The organism is Lancefieldella parvula (assembly GCF_963530955.1).
GTDB lineage: Bacteria > Actinomycetota > Coriobacteriia > Coriobacteriales > Atopobiaceae > Lancefieldella > Lancefieldella parvula_A.
The window spans coordinates 1-22,838 of record NZ_CAUSFQ010000006.1 but is presented as its reverse complement, the minus strand read 5'-3'; the positions used below and the strand labels follow the sequence as shown (position 1 = coordinate 22,838).

Sequence of the window (22,838 nt, the reverse complement as noted above, 5' to 3'; positions counted from 1 at the left end):
GAAAGGAAAGCCGATGATGTTCTTCTATCAATTTTTTAGGTATCTACAAGGCTTAAAAGAGGATGAATCTGGACAGGGAACTACAGAGTATGCAATTTTAGTTGGCGTACTTGTAGTTATTGCGATTGTCGCAATCATTGCTTTTAAAGGTAAAATTTCTGAGCTTTGGGAAGCAATTACATCGGGAATTAATTCTCTATGAGCAGAAAGAGCACTGCTGCTTATTCTGTGTTCATTATTGTCACTGTATGTTTGCTATTTGCTGCACTTCTCGTATTACCAAGAAAACAGGACCATTCATCAAATACGAGCTCAGACTATGTGCAGACTCATGAAAATAGAGACGACAAAAAAGCCAATGAACAGCCAATCTCATATGCAGCAGCAGAAGATTTGTTTAAACAGAATTCCGTGCAAAGAGATAGTAAAGAAACTATTCAAAACGAAGCCCAGAGTATTTTAGAGGGCTATCAGCAAAGAGCTGATTGTGTGCTTGTTTATTCCGGATATTTAGACATAGCCGGCAATGTATGGGGCTGTTTAGTTAATGGTGGAAATTGGTCAGAACTTGTGACTGTTTCTGATCAAGGAGAGATAAGGAGGGTCTCAACATGTCACATATCCACTCAAGATGCGAAGAATCTATTAGAGCAATCAAACTAGGTGTTAAGAATACACAAGGACAAGCAACGCTTGAATATGCTCTAGTTTTATTTTCGTGCTTAATTGTCATTACGTCTCTTGGTGTGATATATCACTTTGTGCAAAATGGAGCAGTTGTTCAACTGGCTACTCAAGCTGCTTCACATACTATGCATGACTCTCTTTTAGATTTAGCCAAAGATGTTCTCTCGTTTTAAACAGAATGCTGGTCAAGCGTCAGTAGAAGCAGCACTTTTATTTCCCGTTATTCTGATGATTATTGCATTGCTTGTAGAACCTGTTTGCATTCTCTATACAAAGACAGCTATGGATGGAGCCTGTGCAGAAGGATTAAGAGTAGCAACAACGTCTTCTGACACTGAGTTAATAGAGTCCTATATCAAACGCAGACTTAAGGCTATACCAGAGATACCTCTATTTCATAAGGGTGGAGATGAGGACTGGAATATCTCTATTGATAAAAAAGAAAACGATGTCTTGATTGAAATTACGGGTCATGTGGCAGCGATGCCGCCAATAGGCTGGTGTTTATTCCTTGCAGGTCAGACGGATAACCAAGGGATTGTCTTGCATTCAAGTTTATCTGCTAGTACGTATCCAGATTGGATTGAGGGTTCTTATGCGGATTGGATTGCCTTTTGGAAAGGATAAACATAAGAAAATAAAGCTTGGACTTTCCATGTTTATAGACGATAAAGGCGGTATTACGTCAATCGCTTTTGCAAGTGCGCTTTTAGTATGTCTAGCGCTTGTATTCGCACTGGTATCGGTCGCTTGGGTTTCATCGAGAGCATACAAAACTCAGTCAATAGCAGATGCGGCTTCTATGGCAGGAGAAAATGTCGTAGCTAAATACACAACTATTGCGCAGGTAATTGATGCAAGCATTTTGAGTCTTGGGTTATCAGGATTGTTATGTGTTGGAGCCGGATTGGTTGCTTCATGTGTTCCAGGTTTAGCTTCAGCGGGTTCTAAATTGTGTGATGCAGGTTTTAAGACACTTGAAGCGCGTAAAAAATTTGCTACTTCAGCTTGTGAAGGCTTAGAGGAAATTGAAAAAATGCTTCCAGTTTTTGCAGCAATGGCGGCGAGCTCTTGTATACAAAAGAACTCTACTGATGCGGGTAACTTCGTGGGATCAGCTCTTTTATTTCCCGCTCAGTCACAATCTGATTTTGGACATTTAAATAGCGACGTTTCGTCAGATGAATTAAAAGAACAGAGCGAGCTATTACAGCAGATAGCAAAAGAAATTGAAGAGTTACAAAGTAAAGCAGAGACATCTAAAAAGAGGGCGTGGGAGGCAGACTGCGGTGGAGGTCCGTATTCTATGCGTGAAAGAGCAGAGCATCTCGCTGGTCTTTCTGGGGATATAAATCCATCTATCCCGTCGCCAACTTCTTGGACGTTCGGTATCGCTTTAAAGCGAGCTAGAGCATATTACAGAGCTCGATATGATCAAGAAATTGTCAATGGAAGCACTGCAGAAGAATTACGTGATTCTGCTATACGAAAAGCGTTTTACAACTTTGCGTTTACGGAACTTTCTAAAGGATTTTATAAAGAAACAGCTGATGGTGAGGTTGAAATGAATTTGCCTCGATTACCACATAATTTAGAAGAGACAAAGAAAACAGACCTGTATCTAAAGCCTATTTGGCCTTGCACCTATGAAAATGGCGAGAAAACCATTCATGCTCATAGGTCTTGTCCAGGAGCAACAGGAGAAAACGCGGGATTTGCATCGCTACAAGATTTAGATTCTGGAGCGGTTCATGAGTGTCAACATTGTCATTTTACGAGCAGCGATGTGGGAAGAGTGGCTTCTGCTTCGACAAATATTGATAACGGGTTTGAGTATTACTGGAAAATCGTAGTCGAAGAGTCTGAAGTTTATGAATCATCACGTCAGCAAATAAAAGATTTGCGAAAAAAGTTGTCTGAAGCTGCAGATAAATCAACTGGAATATTTCAAAAAGCACTTGATGCCCTAAAGGTTGCTAGGCCCAGATTATGTCCTCCAGGAGCTTGGGGATGTATTTCATTTGTGAGAAGAGGAGGTTCATCTCCAGAATTTCAAGGAAGTTTAGGAACACTTGAGCAGTCAGTTTTTCTCCCAGAAGGATATGCAATATCCGGAGCAACGCTTGCTCCAGACAGCTCTTCTACAAACAACGTTCTTTCAAGCTTTTTTGATCAGGTTGAAAGGAGGGGAGGGTTTATTGGACAGACCATAGATAAGGTAATGAGCTTGTGGGGATCTCTTTTAATCTCATATGGGGATGGTGTAACTTCTTGGTCTTCTAAGCTGTCGGAATTTCTTGATAACGTTGACGGAATAACAGGTGGAAGTGTCGGCTCCAAATTACAGAGTGCTTTGAAACAAATAGTTATTGACGCTGGATTAGAGCCAAGTGATTTAAGACAAATGAAGCCTGTTCTTGTTAATACAGAAAGTGTTTTGAAACAAGCTGGCTTTGAGAAAGAATCAACGATTCGTGAACTAGTTCAGAAAATACCTAATACATCAGATCCAATTGCTTTAGCTCGTTCACTTGGTGCGTTTTCTCTCCAGTATTTGCCTGACAAAATCACAATTGCAAAGCTGACCATTCCTGTCATTGATATTGAGATTCCTTTAGAAATTGATGTTAAGAAAGTTTTTGGTGGCATATGAGAAAAATGAAATTTCTTTGTTGCCAAAAAGGGCAAATGTTTGTTGAGACTGCATTGGTTCTTCCGGTTGTATTAGTGGTTGCTCTAATTGCAATCAATTTATTTAAGTTTGCAGATATGTGCTCAAAGTTTGACCGTGTTGCGGCGGATCAAATTATTGCTCATGGAATTTCTTCTAGTCATTCCACAGATGGAGGAGCACTAGAAAACTTAACTCAGAAAATAAAAGCTGCTCTTAATTGCGATGACAATTGCGACATTGTTGTCTCATTGGAGGGAGAAAGCGAGGGGATTGGGAACATGGTCTCTATTTTTCCTAAATACCAAGTAACTCTTAAGTACAAGCCTTGGCCACATACCCTGCGTCTCCCTTTAGTGTCACTAGAGTCTCCTCTATGTCTTACTCATACAACCTCAATTGTTGTTAGTCCTTATAAGTCGGGAGTTGTGATTTGAAAATGAACGTACAAGTGTCTATAGAAGAAGCCCCTAATTCTGAACAGATTTTTGAATTGTTACAAGGGAGCTTCGAAAAGTTCGTTGGGCTTTTGGGTACCGAGATAACAGCTCCTCCAGTATTACTTCTGAGGTGTTCTTCAGTTCATACTTTTGGAATGACATATCCGATTGATATTGCATTTGCAGATGATCATGGAGAAATTCTAAAAATTCGGAGACGAGTACAGCCTAAACAAATTCATAGCTGCGCAGGCGCCTATTGCACATTTGAAAGACCATCAGTTGATGATTTCCCATGGTTTGAAGTGGGACAGAAAGTGCTCATTCAAGAAATAAGTACCGAGGAAAGCAATGTTGAAAGAAGGAGTCGCTATGGCTATAGAAAACTACTCCGTCAAAATTTGCCCCAGATGCGGAGAAAAGTTATTTCAGGACATGAGAATTTGTTACGGGTGCCTTCTAGACTTCAGTGGCCCAAGCTCGCTTGTATGCAATCTCGAAACATCAAGAAATAAAAGAATTGCTAACCTTCCTCTTATAGAAACTGATGAGTATTTGCTTTCTGAGGAAGTAGGAGAGGAGTGGGATAAAGGACTGCCACCTGCTTTGTTTGAACTGGATAACTCATATTCACCAGCAGATTAATTAGTACGTGGTATCCTTTTAGGAAGAGTTGCGAAAGTAACATAAAGGAGTTTTCATGTATAAAGTTTCGCTTCGCTCTTCTAAAAAGAGCCAGTTTGTAAGGATTGCGCTTTGCGTAATGCTTTTGGCTGTTGCGTTTCTAATTGCACCGGCAAAAGCATTTGCACGTGACCTTTCAATAGATACGGTAAATATTGATGCGACGGTTCAAAAGGACGGAACGTTGCATGTTGTAGAAACTCGTACATTCTATTTCAGAGGAAGCTTTCACGGTGTCTATTGGAATCTTCCAGTTGGAAAGAATAAATATAATGGGCAGAACGTTGAAGTAAACATTACTTCAGTTACCGTTCAGGATAAGCAGGGAACGCGTCAGCTTTACAGCAAAGACTCAAATGGAAATAGTGCCAGCTCAGACGAGTATTATGTTCCCACTCTATCAGGCAATATGTTGAACTTGAAGATTTATTCAGCACATGATGATGAGTATGCACATATAACTATCGAGTATGACATTACTAATGTTGTAACAAACTGGTCTGATACTGCAGAGTTGTACTGGAAATTTGTATCTGATGGCTGGGATTCAGAGTCTCGCAATGTAACGGCTACTATTCATCTTCCTGTTCCTTCAGGACAGTCAATTGTGGCTGGAGATACAGTTCGTGCTTGGGGACATGGTCCACTAGACGCGAATGTAGAAATTACCAATAATGCGGTCGTCTACAAAGTCCCTGGCGTGGGAACTGATGAGTTTGCGGAAGCTCGTATTACGTTCCCAACCGATTGGGTTTCTGGGCTAACTCCCATTCAGCAGAATAAACTGAGCAGCATTCTGTCTGAGGAACAAGCGTGGGCTGACGAGGCAAATCACAAGCGTGATGTTGCAAAAACTCAGGTAGCTCTTATTCTTTATGCACCATTAGTACTTGCAGCTATCACCGTTGTAGCAGCAATCTTGCTGCGTATTAAATACAAAAAGGTTATGACCCCTCAGTTTAATGACCTTTACTACAGAGATGTCCCATCTAATGATCACCCAGCAGTCCTTTCCATGCTTTACAACGGTGAGTTAATTAAGGGAGACGCTCTGACAGCAACCCTTATGCACCTTTCTGATTCAAAGTACATTAGCTTGAATAAGACGGTTAGTACAAACTTCCTTGGTATGGAGAAGTCTGATTATTGTCTTACAAAGGTTCAAGACCTTTCAGAAAGCCAGCAGCCTTTCTACCCTGGCAGTTCACAGTCAAATAAGATTGATATCATGGCAATGAAGCTAATCTTTGATAAGGCTGGAGAATCTGGAGCGGTAAATACTACTGTTACCATGAAACAAATTGGTAAGTATGCTTCATCACATCCAGAAGATTTTAATAAGGCATATGAGTCTTGGGAGAGCCCCATCAAGCTTAGCTATGCTGCTAAGTATGGAACAAATAAGATTCCATTCCACGGTAAGGGAATTCTTGGTGCTCTGATTGCTGTCGATGTTCTTGTTGCCGCTGCTGCATTTTTCATGGGTGTTATGGCAGATGTTTCATTTGCCAATCTATTACTACATCTGTTTATTCTTGTCATTGCCGGCCTGGTTGCACTTGTAAACATTGGCTCTTTCGATTTAATGAACAGAGAAGGTGTTGAGACGCTCGCTAAGACTCGTGCGCTAAGAAAGTGGCTTACTGAGTTCACTAACCTGCACGAAGCAATTCCAACCGATGTCATTCTCTGGAATAGGCTTCTGGTTATGGCAGTTGCGCTTGGTGTTGCGGATAAGGTTATCGAGCAGCTGAAAGTTGCAATGCCAGAGATGCTCAAAGATCCTCAGTTTATGCCTGTTTATAGCTGGTATTACTATGGAAATGGCATGCGAACCAATGCAATTGAGAGCGTAACTAAGAGCGTTACAGCTGCTCATTCCGTCTCAACAGCGGCACTTGCTTCTTCTAACTCAAGCTCCGGCGGTGGTTTTGGTGGCGGCTTCTCCGGCGGAGGAGGAGGCGGCTTCGGCGGTGGCGGTGGCGGTGGCGGTTTCTAACGCCATAAACGCTTCAATAAACACTGCAAGAAGCAACGTTTAAAGGTCTTAATTCTCCCCGTGAACTAATCGGGGAGAATTTCTTTTTTTAGAAAATATGCGATTTTGGCATATTTGAGTTGATAGTTTTACGCTGCACTTATGGAGCAGATATCTAACAGATTAGTGGGCCAGTGCCTTCGCGATTTGCGAAAGAAGCAACGTCTTACCCAAGAGGCGGTTGCTGAGCATCTTGCTGGAGATCAAGCATTTATATCAAAGGTTGAATCAGGCGAGCGTGGCGTTAAGCTCGGAGAAGTTTTTTCTTTTGCCGAAGCCTTAGGTATAGAAGCTTCCGAACTTATCGAAGCGTTGCGTACGTATCGATAGCTTTAGATAGCTTTAGATTACTTTTTAATATAAGAAACTTTATGTAGGACGTGCTTCTTAAAAGAGGTGCGTCCTTTACTGTTTACTACTTGCCACGTCTACATCAAAAGATAAAAGAAAACGGCTCAGAGATTTCTCTCTGAGCCGATTCAAGTCGTGGTGGCGGGGAAGGGAATCGAACCCCTGACACGGGGATTTTCAGTCCCCTGCTCTACCAACTGAGCTACCCAGCCATTGGTGCTTCGAAAAGCTTATTTACTATAACAGACTCAAGCGCTTCGTCAAGCGGGCAATTTATACAATCCAGAAATTTTTTCCGCCAGTGAGGTCAAATTCAACGGTCATGCCCTTTATTGCAAAAAACGCTTCAATTTGCTCCTTTGTTTTCTCGAGCTCTTGACCGTCGATTTTCTCGCGCTCATCGGTTTTCTCGCCAGAGGGGAGTTCTATCCAGAGGGTTTGCTTACCACATGTGTCACGCAGGTGGATTTTGCTCAAAAGGCCCTGCTGAGCAAGCCTTTCATTGAGATGAATGAGGTCAAAGAAATTGACAACTTTTGGCATGCTAACTCGTTTCTCTAAACGCTTGCTCTTAAGCATACACGTTTGCAAATTGGTACAATAGATGACTAGCTTGAAATAGGTCAGCGGTCGTTGCTGCCTCCACTGAATAAACTATTCGAGGGGAAATTATGGCCTTTACGAGAAAAGAATTCTTGTCCCTTTCTGCTTTAGGAGCTGCAGGTACTTTGGCTGCATGTACTCCTCAGGCAAGGACGTCTGAGGATACGAATCAGCCTGCATCTAACGTGGACCTTGAAGAGTTCAAGTCACTTAAACTGGACATGACCCAGTGGAGCTATGACGAGGATAATGACTGTTACTATCAGCTGGGCATTCAGTACTGCACTAAGCCTGCAAGTAAGTCGGTAAACACTCTCTCGGTCTTTGTACCTGGAAAGTATTTCTCGGGAACTAAGAAGGGCTCAACGTACGAGTGCGAAGTAAGCGAGAAGGCCGTTGTGGGCAGTTTCACCGCAAGTACCGCACCAATCGTCATGCCTATTAACACAGCAACGCTGTTCCCTCAGAGCGCTCCTACAAGCTACGCATACGAAGGCCTCGCACCGTACCTTGAGGCTGGTTTTGTGTACGTATACGCAGGTTTCCGCGGTAGAAGTGCCGGTTACGATTCAACTACAGGCTCGGACGAGCTTTACGCAGGCGGCTCTCCTTGGCCAGCAGTAGATTTCAAGGCTGCTATCAGGTATTTGCGCTACAACAACGAGCTTCTTCCTTGTAACACTTCAAAGATTTTTGTGTTTGGCTTTGCAGCTGGCGGCGGCCTCAGTGCGGTGCTTGGAACCTCGGGAGACTCTCCGCTCTATACGCCATATCTTAAGGCTGTTGGCGCTGCTACACATAGCGAGAAGGGCGAGCAGCTTTCAGACTCTATTTACGGCAGCGCTTCATGGTGTCCTGCAACTTCATACGACCTTGCAGACGCAGCGTATGAGTGGTCAGCTGGTCAGTATGCAGATGCAACAGATTCTCGTGCTGAGGGTGTATGGACCCAGCCTCTCTTACAAGATCTTGCTGGCGCATATGCTTCATTTGTCAACAACATGGATCTTCTCGACAGCAATGACAGTAAGGTCAGTCTTGATGAGACTAACTCTGGCGTCTATACCGCTGGATCATATGCAGACCTTCTTATCAACGAGCTTAAGACTTCTGCGAACAACTTTGTTAAGGACAATGCATTCCCTTATACCTCTACGCCTCAGCGACTGGAAGAGCCTACGTTCCCAGGTGATCCAAATCTCGCGACGGTTCGTGGTACAGATAATGCAGCTCCTGCTACTCAGCAGGTTCAATCTACTATCTACGATACTGCTGAGCACTATTTTGGCTCTCTGAACTCAGAATCTATTTGGGTTGTATATAACCTTCGTCGTCAGAGCGTTGAGCTTGAGAACTTGAGGGGTTTCTCGCGAGCCTTAAGAGGCGCGTCGCTTCCAGTTGGAGCTTTTGATGCTCCTGATAGAAGCACCCGCGCTAATCAGCTTTTTGGTGTTGGAGAGCAAAGTACGCTGCATTTTGATGAGCAGACTGCTGACCTTATTAAAAAGAACCTTGATACGTACATGAAGCTTGCCGATTGGAAGTCTAGCTATGCTAATGATTGGACCTCTGATCTAAATAAGGCTGATACGCTGGAGAATGACATTCCAACTCGTGTTGATATGTTCAATCCACTGTACTTTACCAGCGCATCTTACAAAGGCTATCAGACAGCATCGGTTGCTCCTTATTGGCGTATTAATGAGGGCGCTCAGAATACTGATACTTCAATTTGCACCTCGTTCAATTTGGGCCTGTCTCTAAAGCATTTCTCGGGCGTGAGCAGTGTTGATTACACGCTTGTTTGGGATAAGGGCCACGTTCTTGCCGAGAGAACAGGCAATGCAACTGCCAATCTGGTGTCTTGGATTGTCTCGAGCGCATCCGTTTAAAGGGGAGGACATAGCGTGTTTCAAACAAAGAATCGCCGACTGTATGGTGTTGTTGTTATTGTTGTGCTTGCGGTAGGAGCAATATTCTTCTCTCTTATGAGGGGTGCTGATAAGTCTCAGTCTCAATCAAACTCGCAATCCCAACAGACGCAACAGACGCAACAGACGCAACAGACGCAACAGACGCAGTCTCAGAGCTCACAAAACAAGGGCTACATTGATTCTGTAGCAGCGGATGACCCGTATGCAAAGGGCATTCACCATGTTCGTATTGTGGTGAAGGATTACGGCACTATCGAGGCAACTCTTAACGCAAACGTTGCGCCTATTACGGTTTCTAATTTTGCTCATCTTGCCGAGTCAGGCTTCTATAATGGCCTTACGTTCCATCGCATTATTGACGGCTTCATGATTCAAGGTGGAGATCCTAAGGGCAATGGCTCGGGTGGATCCGAGAATAAAATCAAGGGCGAGTTTACAAAAAACGGTGTCGAGAATAACATCTCGCATACACGTGGAACTATTTCCATGGCACGCGCCCAAGATCCAAACTCTGCAAGCTCACAGTTCTTTATCATGCAGGCAGACAACTCAACTCTGAATGGAAACTATGCAGCATTTGGCACGGTAACAAGTGGAATGGACGTTGTCGATGCAATTTGTAAAGGCGTAACCCCAACCGATTCAAATGGAACTATCCCTGCTTCAGAGCAGCCAGTCATTGAGTCCATCACAATGATTGATTAGATTCCTTATATAAAATATTGTTATGTTATTGAATGACCTGCGACAAGTTGTAAAGTTGCAGGTCATTAGCGTATAACAGACCTCTCATGATATACTATTGTTATCCGAGAGGAGTGGTGTTATGCGAGCTGTTGGCGAGTTTTGCGTTCACCCAGGTCAGGGCGTATGTCTTGTTGAAAATGTAGTTTCGGAGCCTATTCCGGCCTACGTTTTGTCTCCTATTGGGCAAAAACACCCTGTTCAGATTGTATTTCCTCTTAATCAAGAGTTCAGGCTTCGTAATCTTATGACGCACGACGAGGCCATGAATCTTGTTGATACCTATCCTCAAATTGAGCTTATTACGTTCCATATTCATAATGCGTCGCTTGAGGAATCTCATTTTAGACACGCGATTAGAGAAGGTTCTTGTAAAGACTCCTTTAGCATTGCTAAAACATTTAGAGCTCGTATTGATAAGGCGCGTTCGCTCAACAAGAAACCACCTGTTTCTCATGAGAGAATCTTTAAGATGGCCAGTAATCGCGGTCTTTACGAGCTTATTACGGCACTTAATTGCACCGTTGATGAGATTCAGAGAGTATTTAGTTCACGCTATGGCGTAGAAATTGGAAAAGCATAGCGTACAATTAAACCATCCGTTCAAGAGATGGGAAATTATGGCTTCAGAAACATCTGCAAATCGTGCTGTTGTTACTGTTTTGGGCAGCGATGCTCCAGGAATTGTTGCAGCAATTTCTACCACTTTGGCTGAATCAAATGCAAATATCTTAGATATTGCACAGACTATTCTATCTGGTATTTTTACCATGACCATGCTGGTTGAACTTCAGGATGCCGAGTCTTTCTTGAGCCTCAAAGAGCGTCTTGATACCGTCTCAGAAAAGCTTGGTGTACAAGTAAATATGCAGCGTGAAGAGGTCTTCACGTTTATGTATCGTCCATAAAGAGGTAGTGTTTTGTCAGAGCTTTCAACTGAAGAACTCATTACACAAAAGCAGTCTTGGCTCACACAAGATGTATCAAATCTGAAAGTAGATATTGTCTTTTCCGATATGGATGAGACATTTCTCCATACCGATAAATCTCTTGATGATAACAACATGGCAATGTTGGATCGCCTGTCTAAGCTAGGTATTCCTTTTGTACCTTGTTCCGGACGCGCGTTTAACGTGCTGCCAAAAGAAGTTGTGAACCATCCTGCTTCTAAGTATGTGGTTTCTTGTGACGGTGCCGTTATCAGAGATCTTTCAACTCAGACCGTGCTTCACGAGTCCACAGTGACAAAAGAGCAGGCACTTGAGTTGTATCAAAAGCTTAAGGACTATCCTGTGACTTTTGACATCTTTGCGGACGGAGGTGTCTATCTGGAGCGCTCAAGGCACAATCTTATCTCTCAGCTGGGTATTCCCGCAGATCATGCGGCCTTTATGCAACGCTCGCGTACTCCCTTTGACCAAAGCGTTGAGGAGTTTATTGAAGGCGTTACTACCATTGAGCGTCTTGGTTCCTATTGGTCTGTTGCGGAAAGCGAGAAGTACCATGCACTTGTGGCAGATGCTGTTGCTTCGGTAAATGGTTTGAGCGGTACAGCTTCTATGAGCATGGGAATGGAAATCCTTGCTGAAGGTACTTCGAAGGGTGCAGCGCTTGAGTGGCTCTGTAATTATCTTGGTATCTCTACAGAAAACGCTGCAGCCTTTGGTGACTCGCTCAATGATGTTGCCATGCTTTCTGCGGCGGGAATGGGTACGGCAGTTGCCAACGCTCGTCGTGAGGATTTTGAGGCAGCAACCTATATCACACTCACTAACGATGAGGCGGGTTTCTCGCGATTCCTTACGTGGGCACTGGGGGAGTAAGCACTTGGCGCTGGAAACGTAACGTTTCAGAGTTTTCGCTTTAAAGTTTTGCTTGAGACATATTGTTTAAAGAAAAAGCCGGCAGATCCAATCTGTCGGCTTTTGTTGTGACAAGTAAAACTACTAATCGGCTAGGTTAGTGATTACTGTCCTGCTGCTCTTCAAAGACATCTTCATCGGCCGCTTCCTCATCAAGCTTAAGAGGACGGAAGCTAGCGGTATCGCCACCAACGTAGTCTGCAACGGTAGCTGCGTTTTCAACGCGCTCCTTGTGCAGTGCCTCTGCAAAGATATCTTCATCTTCCTCAATCTCTGCAATGCGCTCTTTCATAGGAGCCTCAACAAGTGGCATAGAGCCTGTCTGAGCTGCATCGTCAAGCATGATACGGGTAAGCTTCTGCTCACGCTTGACCTTGGAGAACAAAGGAACGTACTCAAAGACAATGTTGGAGTTCTCAAGACCATACCAACGAGCAGGAGATCCGCAGATGCGACGAATAAAGTATTTAAGCTCAAGGCAACGAGCGTCAAAACCGTTGATGTCAGTCTCTGGAGCTAGTACCTTACGCAGCAGACAGAATCTAAAGTCACCAATTTCGGAGTGCTCCTTGTAGATGGAATACTTGTGATTCTGTGGAGCAAGCTGATTGTTCTTAATCAGGTCACCAACAATCTGATACAGATAGGTGTTAATACGCTGGTTTACCCTAAAGCCAAGACGCAGGGTAATCTTGAACAGGAAGTCTGTACCAAAGTCATTGACGATAAACTCACGGGTATTTGGATCGTCTGTCAGCGAGATGTTAATAAAGTAGTAGGCCTTAGCACGCTTTGGACGCTTATCCAAGATGGAATAGAGGATGTCTCGATCCAGCTTGTCAAATGAAGAGTCATTGGTCAAGAAGACCAGGTTATCAGCGAGGGTTGTATAATCTGCATCGTGGCTCAAGCTACGGAGCTGGTCAATGTATTTATCTACGGGGAGATAAACGCTCTGCGTCCTCTCAACAGCGGTACCGCGCCGCCAGACAAACATGACAACAAAGATTGCGGTAGCCATAAGAACGGTAAAGTAGCCGCCGTGGAAGAACTTGGTAAGGCTTGAGAAGAAGAACATAGCCTCGATAGCACCAAAGAAAAGAATGAATGGAATGGCCGCCCATAGGCGCTTTCTGATAACAGCCAGGTAGGTGTAAAGCAAGATTGAGGTCATGAGCATGGTGACGGTAATTGCAAGACCGTATGCTGCCTCCATGTGCTCAGAGCTCTGGAAAAGAAGAACAACGCCAATGCAGCCAACCCACATAATGTTGTTAACAAGTGGGATGTAAATCTGACCTTTGGTTGTGGAGGGATAGTTAATCTTGATGTGAGGCATAAGGTCAAGCTTAATTGCCTCAGAGACAATGGAGTAAGAGCCGGTAATCAGTGCCTGGGAAGCAATAATTGCAGCCAGCGCAGAGAGAATAACGGCAAATGGTCTAATCTGACCAGGAAGCATCTCAAAGAACGGATTAAGGTCCTTAATAGTGTTAAGCGCAGCGTCATTGTGGTTGGCGATGAGCCATGCGCCCTGTCCAAGATAGTTCAGAATCAAGCAGACCTTAACAAAAGGCCAGCTTACGTAAATGTTGCTCTTGCCAACGTGACCCATGTCAGAATAAAGTGCCTCTGCACCAGTAGTACAAAGGAAGACACTTCCTAAAACCATGAGGCCAGCTGCGTTGAGCTTGCCATCAAAGAGGAACAGAATGCCGCGGACTGGGTTAAGAGCACGAACAACGCTGATGTCAGCAAACATGTTCATAACGCCCATAACGCCTAGGAACAAGAACCACAAGGTCATGACAGGTCCAAAGGCCTTACCAATGGTAGAAGTTCCCGCTTTCTGCAGGGCAAAAAGCGTACAAAGAATAGCAATGGTAATCATGACAACAATGTGCTGATTATCACCAATGATAGCATGAGCTGCAGGAATAGTACGCAAACCCTCAATAGCGGTGGTTACTGTAACAGCTGGGGTCAAAATACCGTCAGCAAGAAGAGCTGCGCCACCAATCATGGCAGGAATAATCAGCCATTTGGCGCACTTTTTAACCAAACTGTAGAGCGCAAAGATTCCGCCCTCATTGTGGTTGTCTGCCTTCATTGCAACCATGACGTATTTAACGGTTGTAATGAGTGTCAGCGTCCAGATAATGAGGGACAGAGCACCCAAAACAACATCGGTGCTCATGGTAAGAAGACCACCGTTACCAGCAATAATTGCCTTCATGGTGTACATTGGAGAAGTGCCAATGTCACCGTAGACGATGCCAAGGGTAACAAGTACCATGCCGGCACTTAAAGGAATGCCAGTTGATTTCTTGGCTTTATTCTTAGAGAAAAGCGCATGAAATGCAGCTTTACTTGTATTCATCTATTAATCCTCTCAACAGATGATTAGTACAGTTCGTCATCATATGTTAGTCCATATACCTAGTTATAACTAGACGAATGTACAAACGTACTTATTTTGCCTGCAAGCGGAAAAATTTACTCATTTTCCCGCGGTTTTCTCGAGATTTTATATGCATGGTGAATCTTCTGATTTCTTGAGAAGTCCTCCGGAATAGTTTCACTTGTTATGTCTTCAATGTCGACGCCAGCTCGCTGGATTTTCTCGACATCTGGCTTAAAGGTACGTAGGTTGCACGAGAAAATGGCAACGCCACCGCGAGTCAGAAGGCGAGAAATGCCAATGATAAGCTCAGCGTGATCTCTCTGGACATCAAACGAGCTCTGCCTCATGCGCGATGAGTTGGAGAAGGTGGGGACGTCGCAGAAGATGACGTTCCAGCGGTTTTTGGTGTGACGCATCTCGGTAATCCAAGACAGGACGTCTGCCTGGACAAACTCGTGCTCCTCACCATCAAAACCGTTGCGCTTCATGTTGCGCTTGGCCCACTCAAGCGAAGGTTTGGAGAGGTCAACGGTTGTGGAGTGAAGCGCGCCACCATCTGCTGCGTAGCAGGTAGCGGTACCTGTATAGGCAAAGAGGTTGAGGAAGCTCTTAGCTGCGCCGGCACTCTTCATAAGCTCACGAATTTCTGCACGTGTATCGCGGTGATCAAGGAAGATTCCGCAGTCTAGTCTGGAGGCAAAGTTGACCTCAAAGAGCAGGCCACCCTCATCGATGAGCAGCATTTCTTTTCTGGAGTTGTCAGCAGCGCTGCCCTCGTCAGAGTACTGAGAGCCACCCTTTGCGCGCGTTCTTGTTCGTAGATTTACGTTTGAACTGGGTACACCTAGAATGCGAGGAGCCAGGGCTAAGACGTCAAGAAGGCGACGTTTTGCAAGGTCTGGGTCAATCTCTTTAGAAGCTGCATACTCGGAGATTTGCAGCCAAGTAGTTGGCTTTGTGGCACCCTTGTAAATGTCAATGCTGACAGCGTAATCGGGCAGGTCAGCGTCGTATACGCGGTAGCACGAGACATCGTTTTTACGAGCCCACTTAGCGCGCAACTTAGATACCTTTGTGAGGCGGGCAGCAAATTGGTCAGACGCGGGAACTAATACGCTTACCGGTTGATTGTTGACCATAACAGTGGGACCTGCAGGAACTGAGGAGGACTCGGAGTTGTTTGCAGGCGCATCAGCGGTTTTATCTGCGCCATCAATGGAATCCTCTGCATTTGCAGCAGGGTAGGAGCGCATAGTGGCAATGGAGTTGCCCACGTAGACGGAAAGTGTCTGCGAAGGTGTTGCTCTAAGTACCGTATCGGTATTTGTATCGCTGGTAAGAAGCGTACTTGCCTGACCAGCAAAAAGTCCAAGTGTGGCGTAAGCAGAGCCTTGAAGTGTAGGCTCTTCCTTGGTCCATGAGAGGTCGGCAACAACGCCGGTGAAGTGCTCTGCATGTTTGAGCAGCTCAGAAGCTGCCAAGAACTGCACGTCAGCCTTGAGACCGCCTGCACGAAGCGTATAAAGCACAGCCTCTTTGGCCTTTGGGCGAGGGTCCGCTGCATAGAGTGTGATCTGGCGCTCTTGGCCCTTCTCGGCACGTTCATCGGCCTCGGCAAGCAAATCCTGCCAGGCATCGTCGTCGTGGCCAGCCCAACCCGTCATGCCCCAGCGAGCGCGCAAGATGCCCGGCGCCACGTCCAGCGCCATGCCCGCTGCCTCCTGCGCAAGCGCGCCTGCTCCCGGGAACAGCAGCGCCGGCAGCGGCGCGTCTGGCGAGAAGAGCGATGCACTCGCGGCAGTTTGCGCCTGCAGGTACAGGAGGGCAGCAGCGTAGTCCAGCCTGAGCGGCGCAAACTCACGTGCCGGCCCTCGACCGCCAGTCAGACTGCGCTTAAAGAGCGCCTCACCAGCAAGGTCAATGCCAATCGTGGCACGGTTGCGTGATACGCGCACGACAATAGTTACGTCGGGCGCAAGCGTGTTGACCATAGGACGGCTTCCGCGCTTTGCTGCAAGCCTATCTACAATGGCGTCTTTTGTTCTGACAGCAATGAAGTTGGTGTTTCTGAGCTGGTCATTTGTGCCGTGAGCGCTGACTGCAATGGTGGCATGCGGACCAATATGGTCTTCCCAAGCAATGTGGGAGAGGTCTTCGTAGAGAGCGTCTGAAGTTGCAGCGCCAACGCGATCAAGCACCAAAATGACGCGAGACGTGAGGCGAGACCATAGACAGACTCGGTAAGCATCGGCAAGTGAGCCGTAAAACGCAACTTGTCCGCCAAGGGGACGCACCTTTTTAATGCGCAGGTCGTCTAGCTCCTGTGCAAGAAGCTTCTCAAAGCCTTTTGGACACGTTGCAAAGAACTCAAGTTCTTGAGACATCGGGACACCTTTCGCCCGTAGGAATTGAATACATACTAGCGCAACATTTTCCCATGTTTTTCTCGCCAAATGGCTGGGGAAAAGAAAATACATCAAGAACCCTTGGGTCGCTTCCGGACAAGAACCCGTGGGTGCTCGGCCGTGCGTGTTTCCCGGAGGCACCCCTCGGCCGTGCGTGGCTGCGAGCAGCGCGTCTGCAGCCCGCACTACCGCCCACTCACCGAAGAGCGGAAGTTCATACATAATGTCCCAAATCATCTGTTATTTTTCGCTTAAAATACGCATAGTATCTTTTACTAAGAAATAGAGAGCTGTTTGAGGTTTGGGAGTCCTTATGGATGCAAAAGTTATGGAAACATTTGAGTCCTGGCGTGCAAACGTCACCGAAGAAGACCTGGTAAAAGAGCTCGGAGAGCTTGCAAGACCAGAAGCAGAGGATAAGCTCTATGATGCATTTTATCGCTCACTTGCTTTTGGTACCGCTGGTCTTCGTGGCACCATTGGTGTTGGCACCAACCGCATGAACGTCTACGTTGTTGCTCAGGCAACTCAGGGTCTTGCGGATTACCTCAATGCTCACTATCAAAATCCTATCGTGGCTCTTGCAAGGGATTCTCGCCTCAAGGGTGAGGACTTCCAGAAGGTTGCAGCTGGTGTTTTGGCAGCTAATGGCATCCGTGTATATGTCTACCCACGTATTGAGCCTGTCCCAACGCTCTCGTTTGCCGTCCGCTACCTCAAGACTTCCGCAGGTATCGTACTTACCGCAAGTCACAACCCTGCGCCCTACAACGGCTACAAGGTATACAACGATAACGGCGGCCAGATTACGGATGAGGCAGCGGCTGAGATTTCTGCAAACATCGCACGCGTCAATCCTTTTGACGTCAAGCCTATGGACTTTGAAGAGGGCCTGGAGAAGGGCCTGATCATTTGGACTCCAGAAGAGGTTCTGGACAACTTTATTGAGGCTATCAAACGCGTTTCTATTCCAGGATTTAAGGCTGCTGACGGCTACAAGGTTGTATACACGCCGCTCAACGGTACAGGTATGGAGTGTGTCACGCGCATCCTCAAGGAGATTGGCGTCAATGACGTTGACGTTGTTCCAGAGCAGGCAGAGCCAGACGGAAACTTCCCCACATGCTCCTATCCAAATCCTGAGTTCCGTGAGGCACTTGAGCTGGGCCTCAAGCTTGCCGACAAGGTCAAGCCAAACCTTTTGGTGGCAACCGACCCTGACGCAGACCGTATGGGTACTGCAATCCCTCATAACGGCGATTACGTGCTGCTTTCCGGTAACGAGATGGGCGTCCTGCTTATGGATTGGCTTCTTACCATGGCTGAAGAGCGTGGCGAGAAACCCCAGGATAAGGTAGCCGTTTCCACCATCGTATCCTCTGCTATGCCCGACGTCTTGGCGCGTGCTCGTGGCTTTGAGATGCGCCGCGTCCTTACGGGCTTCAAGTACATCGGCGACCAAATTGACCAGCTCAAGGATGCTGGCGAGGAAGATCGCTTCCTCATGGGCTTTGAGGAGTCCTACGGCTATCTTGTTGGTACACATGCTCGCGATAAGGACGCTATTGTCGCCACCATGCTTTGCGTTGAGATGGCTTCTTGGTACGCAGCTCGTAACATGGACCTCTACGAGGCAATGGATGCCCTGTACCAGCGCTATGGCTACTACCTCAATGGCGTTGTCAATGCTGCCTATCCAGGCGCTGAGGGCGCCGCTAAGATGGCTCAGATCATGAGCAGCCTGCGTAAGAATCCACTGGAAACGGTGGGCAACTACAAGGTTGTTGGCGTAACAGACTATGCTGAGTGTGCAGAAATGCCTCGCGTCTCGGGCCTGCAAAAAGAGGCTCCTCAGACGCTGCCAGCATCCAACGTTATTGAGTATAGGCTTGAGGGAGACAACAAGGTCATCTTCCGTCCATCGGGCACCGAGCCAAAGGTCAAGGCCTATCTCTTTGCCAATGGCGCTACTCGCGAAGAGGCTGAGGCTCGCGTTGCAGAGCTCAGCGAGGCCGCTCAGAAGGTACTTTCATAGTCCGTCTTTACCTCTAAAAGCGTCTTTCTCCGCACAGTCCTTTGGCGAGAAACCCGTCCAGCCCAGCATTCACCTTTTGTGGATGCTGGGTTTTTTACTCGGCAGCCTTTACCGTCACGGTGTACAGGGCATTTGCAGCGCTGGCAATAGTTTCTGCCGCCCATGGACGTGCGCTTACCTCAGGGGACAGAGGGTCGTGAACGTTTACGGTGCCGTCATCGTTCTTGCTGGTTACCAAAATCCAGTGATCGCCATCAGAGCTCAGCTTATTGCCCTTAACCTCAACAAGCAGGAAGGTTTCAGCATCTAGAAGCGTGGTGATATTGTCGGCAGAAATGTTATAGCTCTCAGCGGTAAGACCAAGGTTAGCTAAATTCTTCTCGAGAAATGATCTGTTCATTCCAGAGTCGGTGTCCGTTGCTTTAGCGGTTTCAACAGCGCCCGCAATATCTGCTGGAGTCCAGTTGTTCTTTCCGGTAAGTCCCATGTATGCCATAGAAAGGGCAGTTGGACCAGAACCCTTGGTGGCAATTACAGAGCCGTCATATGAGACGCCACCCCACCTGGAGTCCCAGGTATAGAGCTGTGGAGCTGTGCCTTTGGTGATTGAATCGTCGTAGGTTTTGGCTTTGCCGTCAGAATCAGGGTAGTTTGCAACAAAATCAATAGCCTCAGGGTGGGCAAGTGCTAGCTCAATGAGGCTTTTATCGCTGTATTTATCAGCGTGTTCTGCAATCCACGCAAGGTTTTTGTTCTGATCAAGCTTTGCTGCCAGGGCTTTAGTCAACTCCTCTGAAGTTCCTACAGCAACACGAGAATCAACGGAGTTGGCCTCTACCTCTGGAGTAGATTCTTTAGCGCAACCACGCACGCAGCTCGACACAATAAAGACCAGTAAGAGCGCCGCGATAATCGCCAGCCCAATGACAATATAGGTTCTCGTACGAGAATCAATGCGATGTAGTAGAGACTGTCTCTTAAAGAGAATGGCCTGCGAACCAAGGGTATTTCTCTTGCGACGTCTTGCCTGCCTATCAGAAATACCGCCATCACGAGGAGGACGGCCATTTTGTGGAGGACGGCGACGCATTGCAGGATCTCCGTAGGAGCCTTGTCTTCTATCAGGTGAATCATTCAGGGGCATGGTGGCCTCCAAGCCGTAAAAATAGTTTCACTCATGATGAATCATACGGCGAGAAGTGTATAAATACTTTTAGAAAACGGTGAATGCAATATTCCGACCGACGAGCGGGTTATTTGCACCGTTTAGCGGTTTGGCATGCGCATAAGGGTTGATTAAGTATATTCTTTTATTCACTATCATTTGTTTTCAAAGTTAGCGAGTCGTATAAGGAAAGAAGGCGTCGTGAAGCATAGAAATGCTCGACAGGACGTGATTCGTGAGCTTGTTCGCAGCGAGTCCATTCGCACACAGCGCGATCTTGTTGATATGCTCAAAAATCGTGGCTTTGCCTGTACTCAAGCAACCGTTTCTCGTGATACTGCAGAAATGGATTTGCAAAAGCTTCCTGAGGGCGCCTATGTGCTTTCTGAAGATATGCATTTGCAGAAAATGCTCTCTGAGTTTGTAGTTGGGGCTACGGCAGCAGAGAATCTTATTGTGATTCGATGCCATCCAGGCACTGCATCAGCCGTTGCGTTTGCCCTTGACGACGTTGAGCTAGACCACGTTGTTGGCACCGTTGCCGGTGACGATACCGTTTTGATGATTGTGGATAAAACTGAGCACGCTGCAGACGTGGTGCGCATCATTACGCAGCTTGGCAATGTAGAGAGCGTTCTATAAAACACAAATCTTTTGGCGAGAAACCCGTCAAAAGCACACCTCATTCAAAAAGAAAAAGGAGCCTGCTTAGTGCAGACTCCTTTTTGTTGTAGATAAACCAGAGGTTTATGGAGTACCTGTTCCTGTTCCAGTACCTGTTCCAGTACCTGTTCCAGTACCTGTTCCAGTACCTGTTCCAGTACCTGTTCCGGTACCCGTGCCAGTGCCCGTACCGGTACCTGGTGTGGCTGGAGTAGTAGGAGTGGTAGGAGTAGTGGTGGTATCGTCCTCTTCCTCCTCGTCGGTAGTCTCCTCTTCCTCTTCGTCGTCATCTTTCTCATCTTGCTTAGCATTAGCGGAGCCACCAACAAATTTCCAGTAGCTATTAGGCTTGTAAGCAATAGTTTCAGTGGTCTTAGGGAATTCAGCACGTGCAACACCAGAAAGTGCTGCGTTCATGTAGTACGCCCAAACATACTGTGCAGTAACAAAGGTAGAGGACTCTCCGCCGCCGATAATAACAGGGTCACGACTATCTGGATATCCACACCAAGCAACTGTTGCAAGCTGTGGGGTATAGGCGCAGAACCAAAGGTCCTCGGAGTTATCGGAAGTACCCGTCTTACCTGCAACTGGTTGGTTGAAGGTCTTCAGGTTGTAGGCATAGCGACCAGTACCAGAGGTAAGAACGCCGCTCAGAACATCGGTAGCAGCTGCAGCAACAGCAGGACTAATTGCCTGAACTGGGTTGTCCTTGTGCTCGTAGATAACGTTGCCATTACGGTCTTCAATGCGCGTAATTGCAACAGCATCACGACGAACACCGCCTGCAGCAAGGGTTGCAAATGCGGTGCACTGCTCAATAGGGGTTACGCCCTGAGAACCAAGAGTGGTAGACAGGTATGGCTGTAGCTGAGTGCGAATACCCATGGCATAGCACGTCTGAAGGATCTTATCGATACCAATAGCTTCAGCAACCTGTGCGTAAACAGTGTTGGACGAGTAAACCGTACCTTGACGCAGGGTAATTGCACCGTAGCTGTAGTTGCCAGCGTTTTTAACCAACCAGGTTGGCGTAATTTGCATAGGGGAGTTGCCGTTAAGAACAATCTCTGGGTTCATACCCTCAGAAAGGGCTGCTACCAGCGTATACATCTTAAAACTGGAGCCCATCTGACGGTTACTACTGGTTGCAATGTTGTACTGACTCTTTGAGTAATCCTGTCCACCAACCATTGCTTTAATGTAGCCAGTTTGAGGATCAATGGAAACCAAAGCAGCGCCCAGGCGAGGGTTGCCAAGCTCAGCAATACGCCTTCTAGCAGCCTCATCAGCATCTTTCTGGAGGTCAGGATCAAGTGTAGTATAAACACGCAATCCACCCTGGAGAATAGTATCGCTATCAAAGTCTTCCTGAAGCAGGCTACGAATGTAGTCAGTCCAGTAAGGGAACTGGCCAATGTTGTCGGTCAAAGTACCAGGGTTAAGTACTAAGTCCTCAGCAACAGCTTCATCGTACTGCTCCTGTGTAATATCGCCCGCGCGAAGCATACGCTCAAGAACGGTATTACGCCTTTCTCTTGCTGCCTCTGGATTAACAGTTGGGTCATAAGCAGAAGGAGCATTTGGAAGGCCAGCAAGCGTTGCAGCCTCAGCAAGAGTCAAATCACTTGCATGCTTGTTAAAGTAGATAATACTTGCAGCCTCAATACCGTAGGCACCATTACCGTAGTAAATGGTGTTGAGGTACATATTAAGAATCTGGTCCTTAGTAAACTTCTTCTCCATCTGAATAGAGATGTAAGCCTCGCGGACCTTACGTTTCAAAGAGCGCTCAAACTGCTCGTTAGAAAGAACGGTATTACGAACAAGCTGCTGCGTAATTGTGGAAGCACCTTCGCCGCCACCAAACAGCGAGCCAACAGATGCACGAACAATACCCCAGGGGTCAATACCGCTGTGGGAATAGAAGCGCTTATCCTCAGTATCAATGGTGCCCTGAATAACATAAGGAGAAATCTGATCCAAGGTAACAGAGCGACGCTGCTGCAGATAGAAGTCTGCAATGTCGTTGCCCTTAGAGTCATAAACGCGAGTAGGCTCTGCTACCAGATAGGCATCAGCAGAGTTGTAATCCGGCAGATCCTCGAGCCATGAAGAAACAGCTGCACCCAAAGAAAGAGCAAGTGCAACC

Annotated in this window: 20 protein-coding genes and 1 tRNA gene; 15 read left to right on the top strand and 6 right to left on the bottom strand. The window is 46.5% G+C overall.

What is annotated here, in order from left to right; genetic code table 11:
• Nucleotides 1–13 precede the first annotated feature (13 nt).
• From RWJ43_RS01225 to RWJ43_RS01190, 8 genes are all read left to right on the top strand, one after another.
• Nucleotides 14–202 carry a Flp family type IVb pilin gene (locus RWJ43_RS01225; RefSeq protein WP_051485255.1) on the top strand — a complete coding sequence of 63 codons (189 nt, stop codon included), beginning with the start codon at nucleotides 14–16 and terminating at the stop codon, nucleotides 200–202.
• Nucleotides 199–663, top strand: a complete 465-nt coding sequence (locus RWJ43_RS01220) for a hypothetical protein (protein WP_035427884.1) — start codon at nucleotides 199–201, stop codon at nucleotides 661–663. Before RWJ43_RS01225 ends, RWJ43_RS01220 begins: the two co-directional genes overlap by 4 nt.
• Nucleotides 664–843: 180 nt before the next feature.
• Nucleotides 844–1,314 (top strand): pilus assembly protein, encoded by a 471-nt coding sequence (locus RWJ43_RS01215; protein ID WP_314006844.1) that lies wholly within the window; start codon nucleotides 844–846, stop codon nucleotides 1,312–1,314.
• Nucleotides 1,283–3,340, top strand: a complete 2,058-nt coding sequence (locus RWJ43_RS01210; protein ID WP_314006842.1) for a hypothetical protein — start codon at nucleotides 1,283–1,285, stop codon at nucleotides 3,338–3,340. Before RWJ43_RS01215 ends, RWJ43_RS01210 begins: the two co-directional genes overlap by 32 nt.
• A gap of 35 nt (nucleotides 3,341–3,375) precedes the next feature.
• Nucleotides 3,376–3,795 (top strand): hypothetical protein, encoded by a 420-nt coding sequence (locus tag RWJ43_RS01205; protein WP_051485254.1) that lies wholly within the window; start codon nucleotides 3,376–3,378, stop codon nucleotides 3,793–3,795.
• A gap of 354 nt (nucleotides 3,796–4,149) precedes the next feature.
• Complete coding sequence (locus tag RWJ43_RS01200) at nucleotides 4,150–4,443, top strand: YgiT-type zinc finger protein (protein ID WP_353573414.1); 294 nt, start codon at nucleotides 4,150–4,152, stop codon at nucleotides 4,441–4,443.
• 55 nt (nucleotides 4,444–4,498) lie between these two features.
• Nucleotides 4,499–6,481 carry a DUF2207 domain-containing protein gene (locus tag RWJ43_RS01195; protein WP_314006840.1) on the top strand — a complete coding sequence of 661 codons (1,983 nt, stop codon included), beginning with the start codon at nucleotides 4,499–4,501 and terminating at the stop codon, nucleotides 6,479–6,481.
• 141 nt (nucleotides 6,482–6,622) lie between these two features.
• Complete coding sequence (locus RWJ43_RS01190) at nucleotides 6,623–6,850, top strand: helix-turn-helix domain-containing protein (RefSeq protein WP_035427876.1); 228 nt, start codon at nucleotides 6,623–6,625, stop codon at nucleotides 6,848–6,850.
• A gap of 157 nt (nucleotides 6,851–7,007) precedes the next feature.
• Here RWJ43_RS01190 and RWJ43_RS01185 read toward each other — a convergent pair.
• Together RWJ43_RS01185 and RWJ43_RS01180 are read right to left on the bottom strand one after the other, a co-directional pair.
• Nucleotides 7,008–7,083, bottom strand: a tRNA-Phe gene (locus tag RWJ43_RS01185).
• Nucleotides 7,084–7,144: 61 nt separating this feature from the next.
• Nucleotides 7,145–7,414 carry a hypothetical protein gene (locus tag RWJ43_RS01180; RefSeq protein WP_035434740.1) on the bottom strand — a complete coding sequence of 90 codons (270 nt, stop codon included), beginning with the start codon at nucleotides 7,412–7,414 and terminating at the stop codon, nucleotides 7,145–7,147.
• A gap of 128 nt (nucleotides 7,415–7,542) precedes the next feature.
• On the opposite strand from RWJ43_RS01180, the gene RWJ43_RS01175 reads away from it, so the two are divergent.
• The 5 genes from RWJ43_RS01175 to RWJ43_RS01155 all read left to right on the top strand — a co-directional run bounded on the left by RWJ43_RS01175 (nucleotide 7,543) and on the right by RWJ43_RS01155 (nucleotide 11,975).
• Nucleotides 7,543–9,366, top strand: a complete 1,824-nt coding sequence (locus tag RWJ43_RS01175) for a subtype A tannase (RefSeq protein ID WP_314006839.1) — start codon at nucleotides 7,543–7,545, stop codon at nucleotides 9,364–9,366.
• 15 nt (nucleotides 9,367–9,381) lie between these two features.
• Nucleotides 9,382–10,113, top strand: coding sequence for a peptidylprolyl isomerase (locus RWJ43_RS01170; protein ID WP_314006837.1), 732 nt, complete (start codon nucleotides 9,382–9,384; stop codon nucleotides 10,111–10,113).
• Between the two features lie 121 nt (nucleotides 10,114–10,234).
• Nucleotides 10,235–10,735 (top strand): CarD family transcriptional regulator, encoded by a 501-nt coding sequence (locus RWJ43_RS01165; protein ID WP_314006835.1) that lies wholly within the window; start codon nucleotides 10,235–10,237, stop codon nucleotides 10,733–10,735.
• Between the two features lie 37 nt (nucleotides 10,736–10,772).
• A complete protein-coding gene (locus RWJ43_RS01160) occupies nucleotides 10,773–11,060 on the top strand; it encodes an ACT domain-containing protein (protein ID WP_314006833.1) in 288 nt (95 codons plus the stop codon).
• A 12-nt stretch (nucleotides 11,061–11,072) separates the two neighbouring features.
• Nucleotides 11,073–11,975, top strand: a complete 903-nt coding sequence (locus RWJ43_RS01155; RefSeq protein WP_314006831.1) for an HAD family hydrolase — start codon at nucleotides 11,073–11,075, stop codon at nucleotides 11,973–11,975.
• A 136-nt stretch (nucleotides 11,976–12,111) separates the two neighbouring features.
• On the opposite strand, the gene RWJ43_RS01150 is transcribed toward RWJ43_RS01155, so the two are convergent.
• Entirely contained in the window at nucleotides 12,112–14,394 is a 2,283-nt protein-coding gene (locus RWJ43_RS01150) for a KUP/HAK/KT family potassium transporter (RefSeq protein WP_314006830.1), read from the bottom strand.
• 116 nt (nucleotides 14,395–14,510) lie between these two features.
• The gene (rlmKL, locus tag RWJ43_RS01145) at nucleotides 14,511–16,802 is read right to left on the bottom strand and encodes a bifunctional 23S rRNA (guanine(2069)-N(7))-methyltransferase RlmK/23S rRNA (guanine(2445)-N(2))-methyltransferase RlmL (protein WP_314006828.1); all 2,292 of its coding nucleotides are present in this window, start codon (nucleotides 16,800–16,802) and stop codon (nucleotides 14,511–14,513) included.
• 334 nt (nucleotides 16,803–17,136) lie between these two features.
• On the opposite strand from rlmKL, the gene RWJ43_RS01140 reads away from it, so the two are divergent.
• Nucleotides 17,137–18,858 (top strand): phospho-sugar mutase, encoded by a 1,722-nt coding sequence (locus RWJ43_RS01140; protein ID WP_314006827.1) that lies wholly within the window; start codon nucleotides 17,137–17,139, stop codon nucleotides 18,856–18,858.
• 94 nt (nucleotides 18,859–18,952) lie between these two features.
• Here the strand turns inward: RWJ43_RS01140 and RWJ43_RS01135 are convergent, their stop codons facing one another.
• A complete protein-coding gene (locus tag RWJ43_RS01135) occupies nucleotides 18,953–20,002 on the bottom strand; it encodes a papain-like cysteine protease family protein (protein WP_314006826.1) in 1,050 nt (349 codons plus the stop codon).
• Between the two features lie 222 nt (nucleotides 20,003–20,224).
• Between RWJ43_RS01135 and RWJ43_RS01130 the strand changes: the two genes are divergently transcribed.
• Entirely contained in the window at nucleotides 20,225–20,665 is a 441-nt protein-coding gene (locus RWJ43_RS01130) for an arginine repressor (RefSeq protein WP_084054933.1), read from the top strand.
• Nucleotides 20,666–20,770: 105 nt separating this feature from the next.
• On the opposite strand, the gene RWJ43_RS01125 is transcribed toward RWJ43_RS01130, so the two are convergent.
• The coding region (locus RWJ43_RS01125) for a PBP1A family penicillin-binding protein (RefSeq protein ID WP_314006822.1) at nucleotides 20,771–22,838 on the bottom strand (2,068 nt) is incomplete at its 5' end.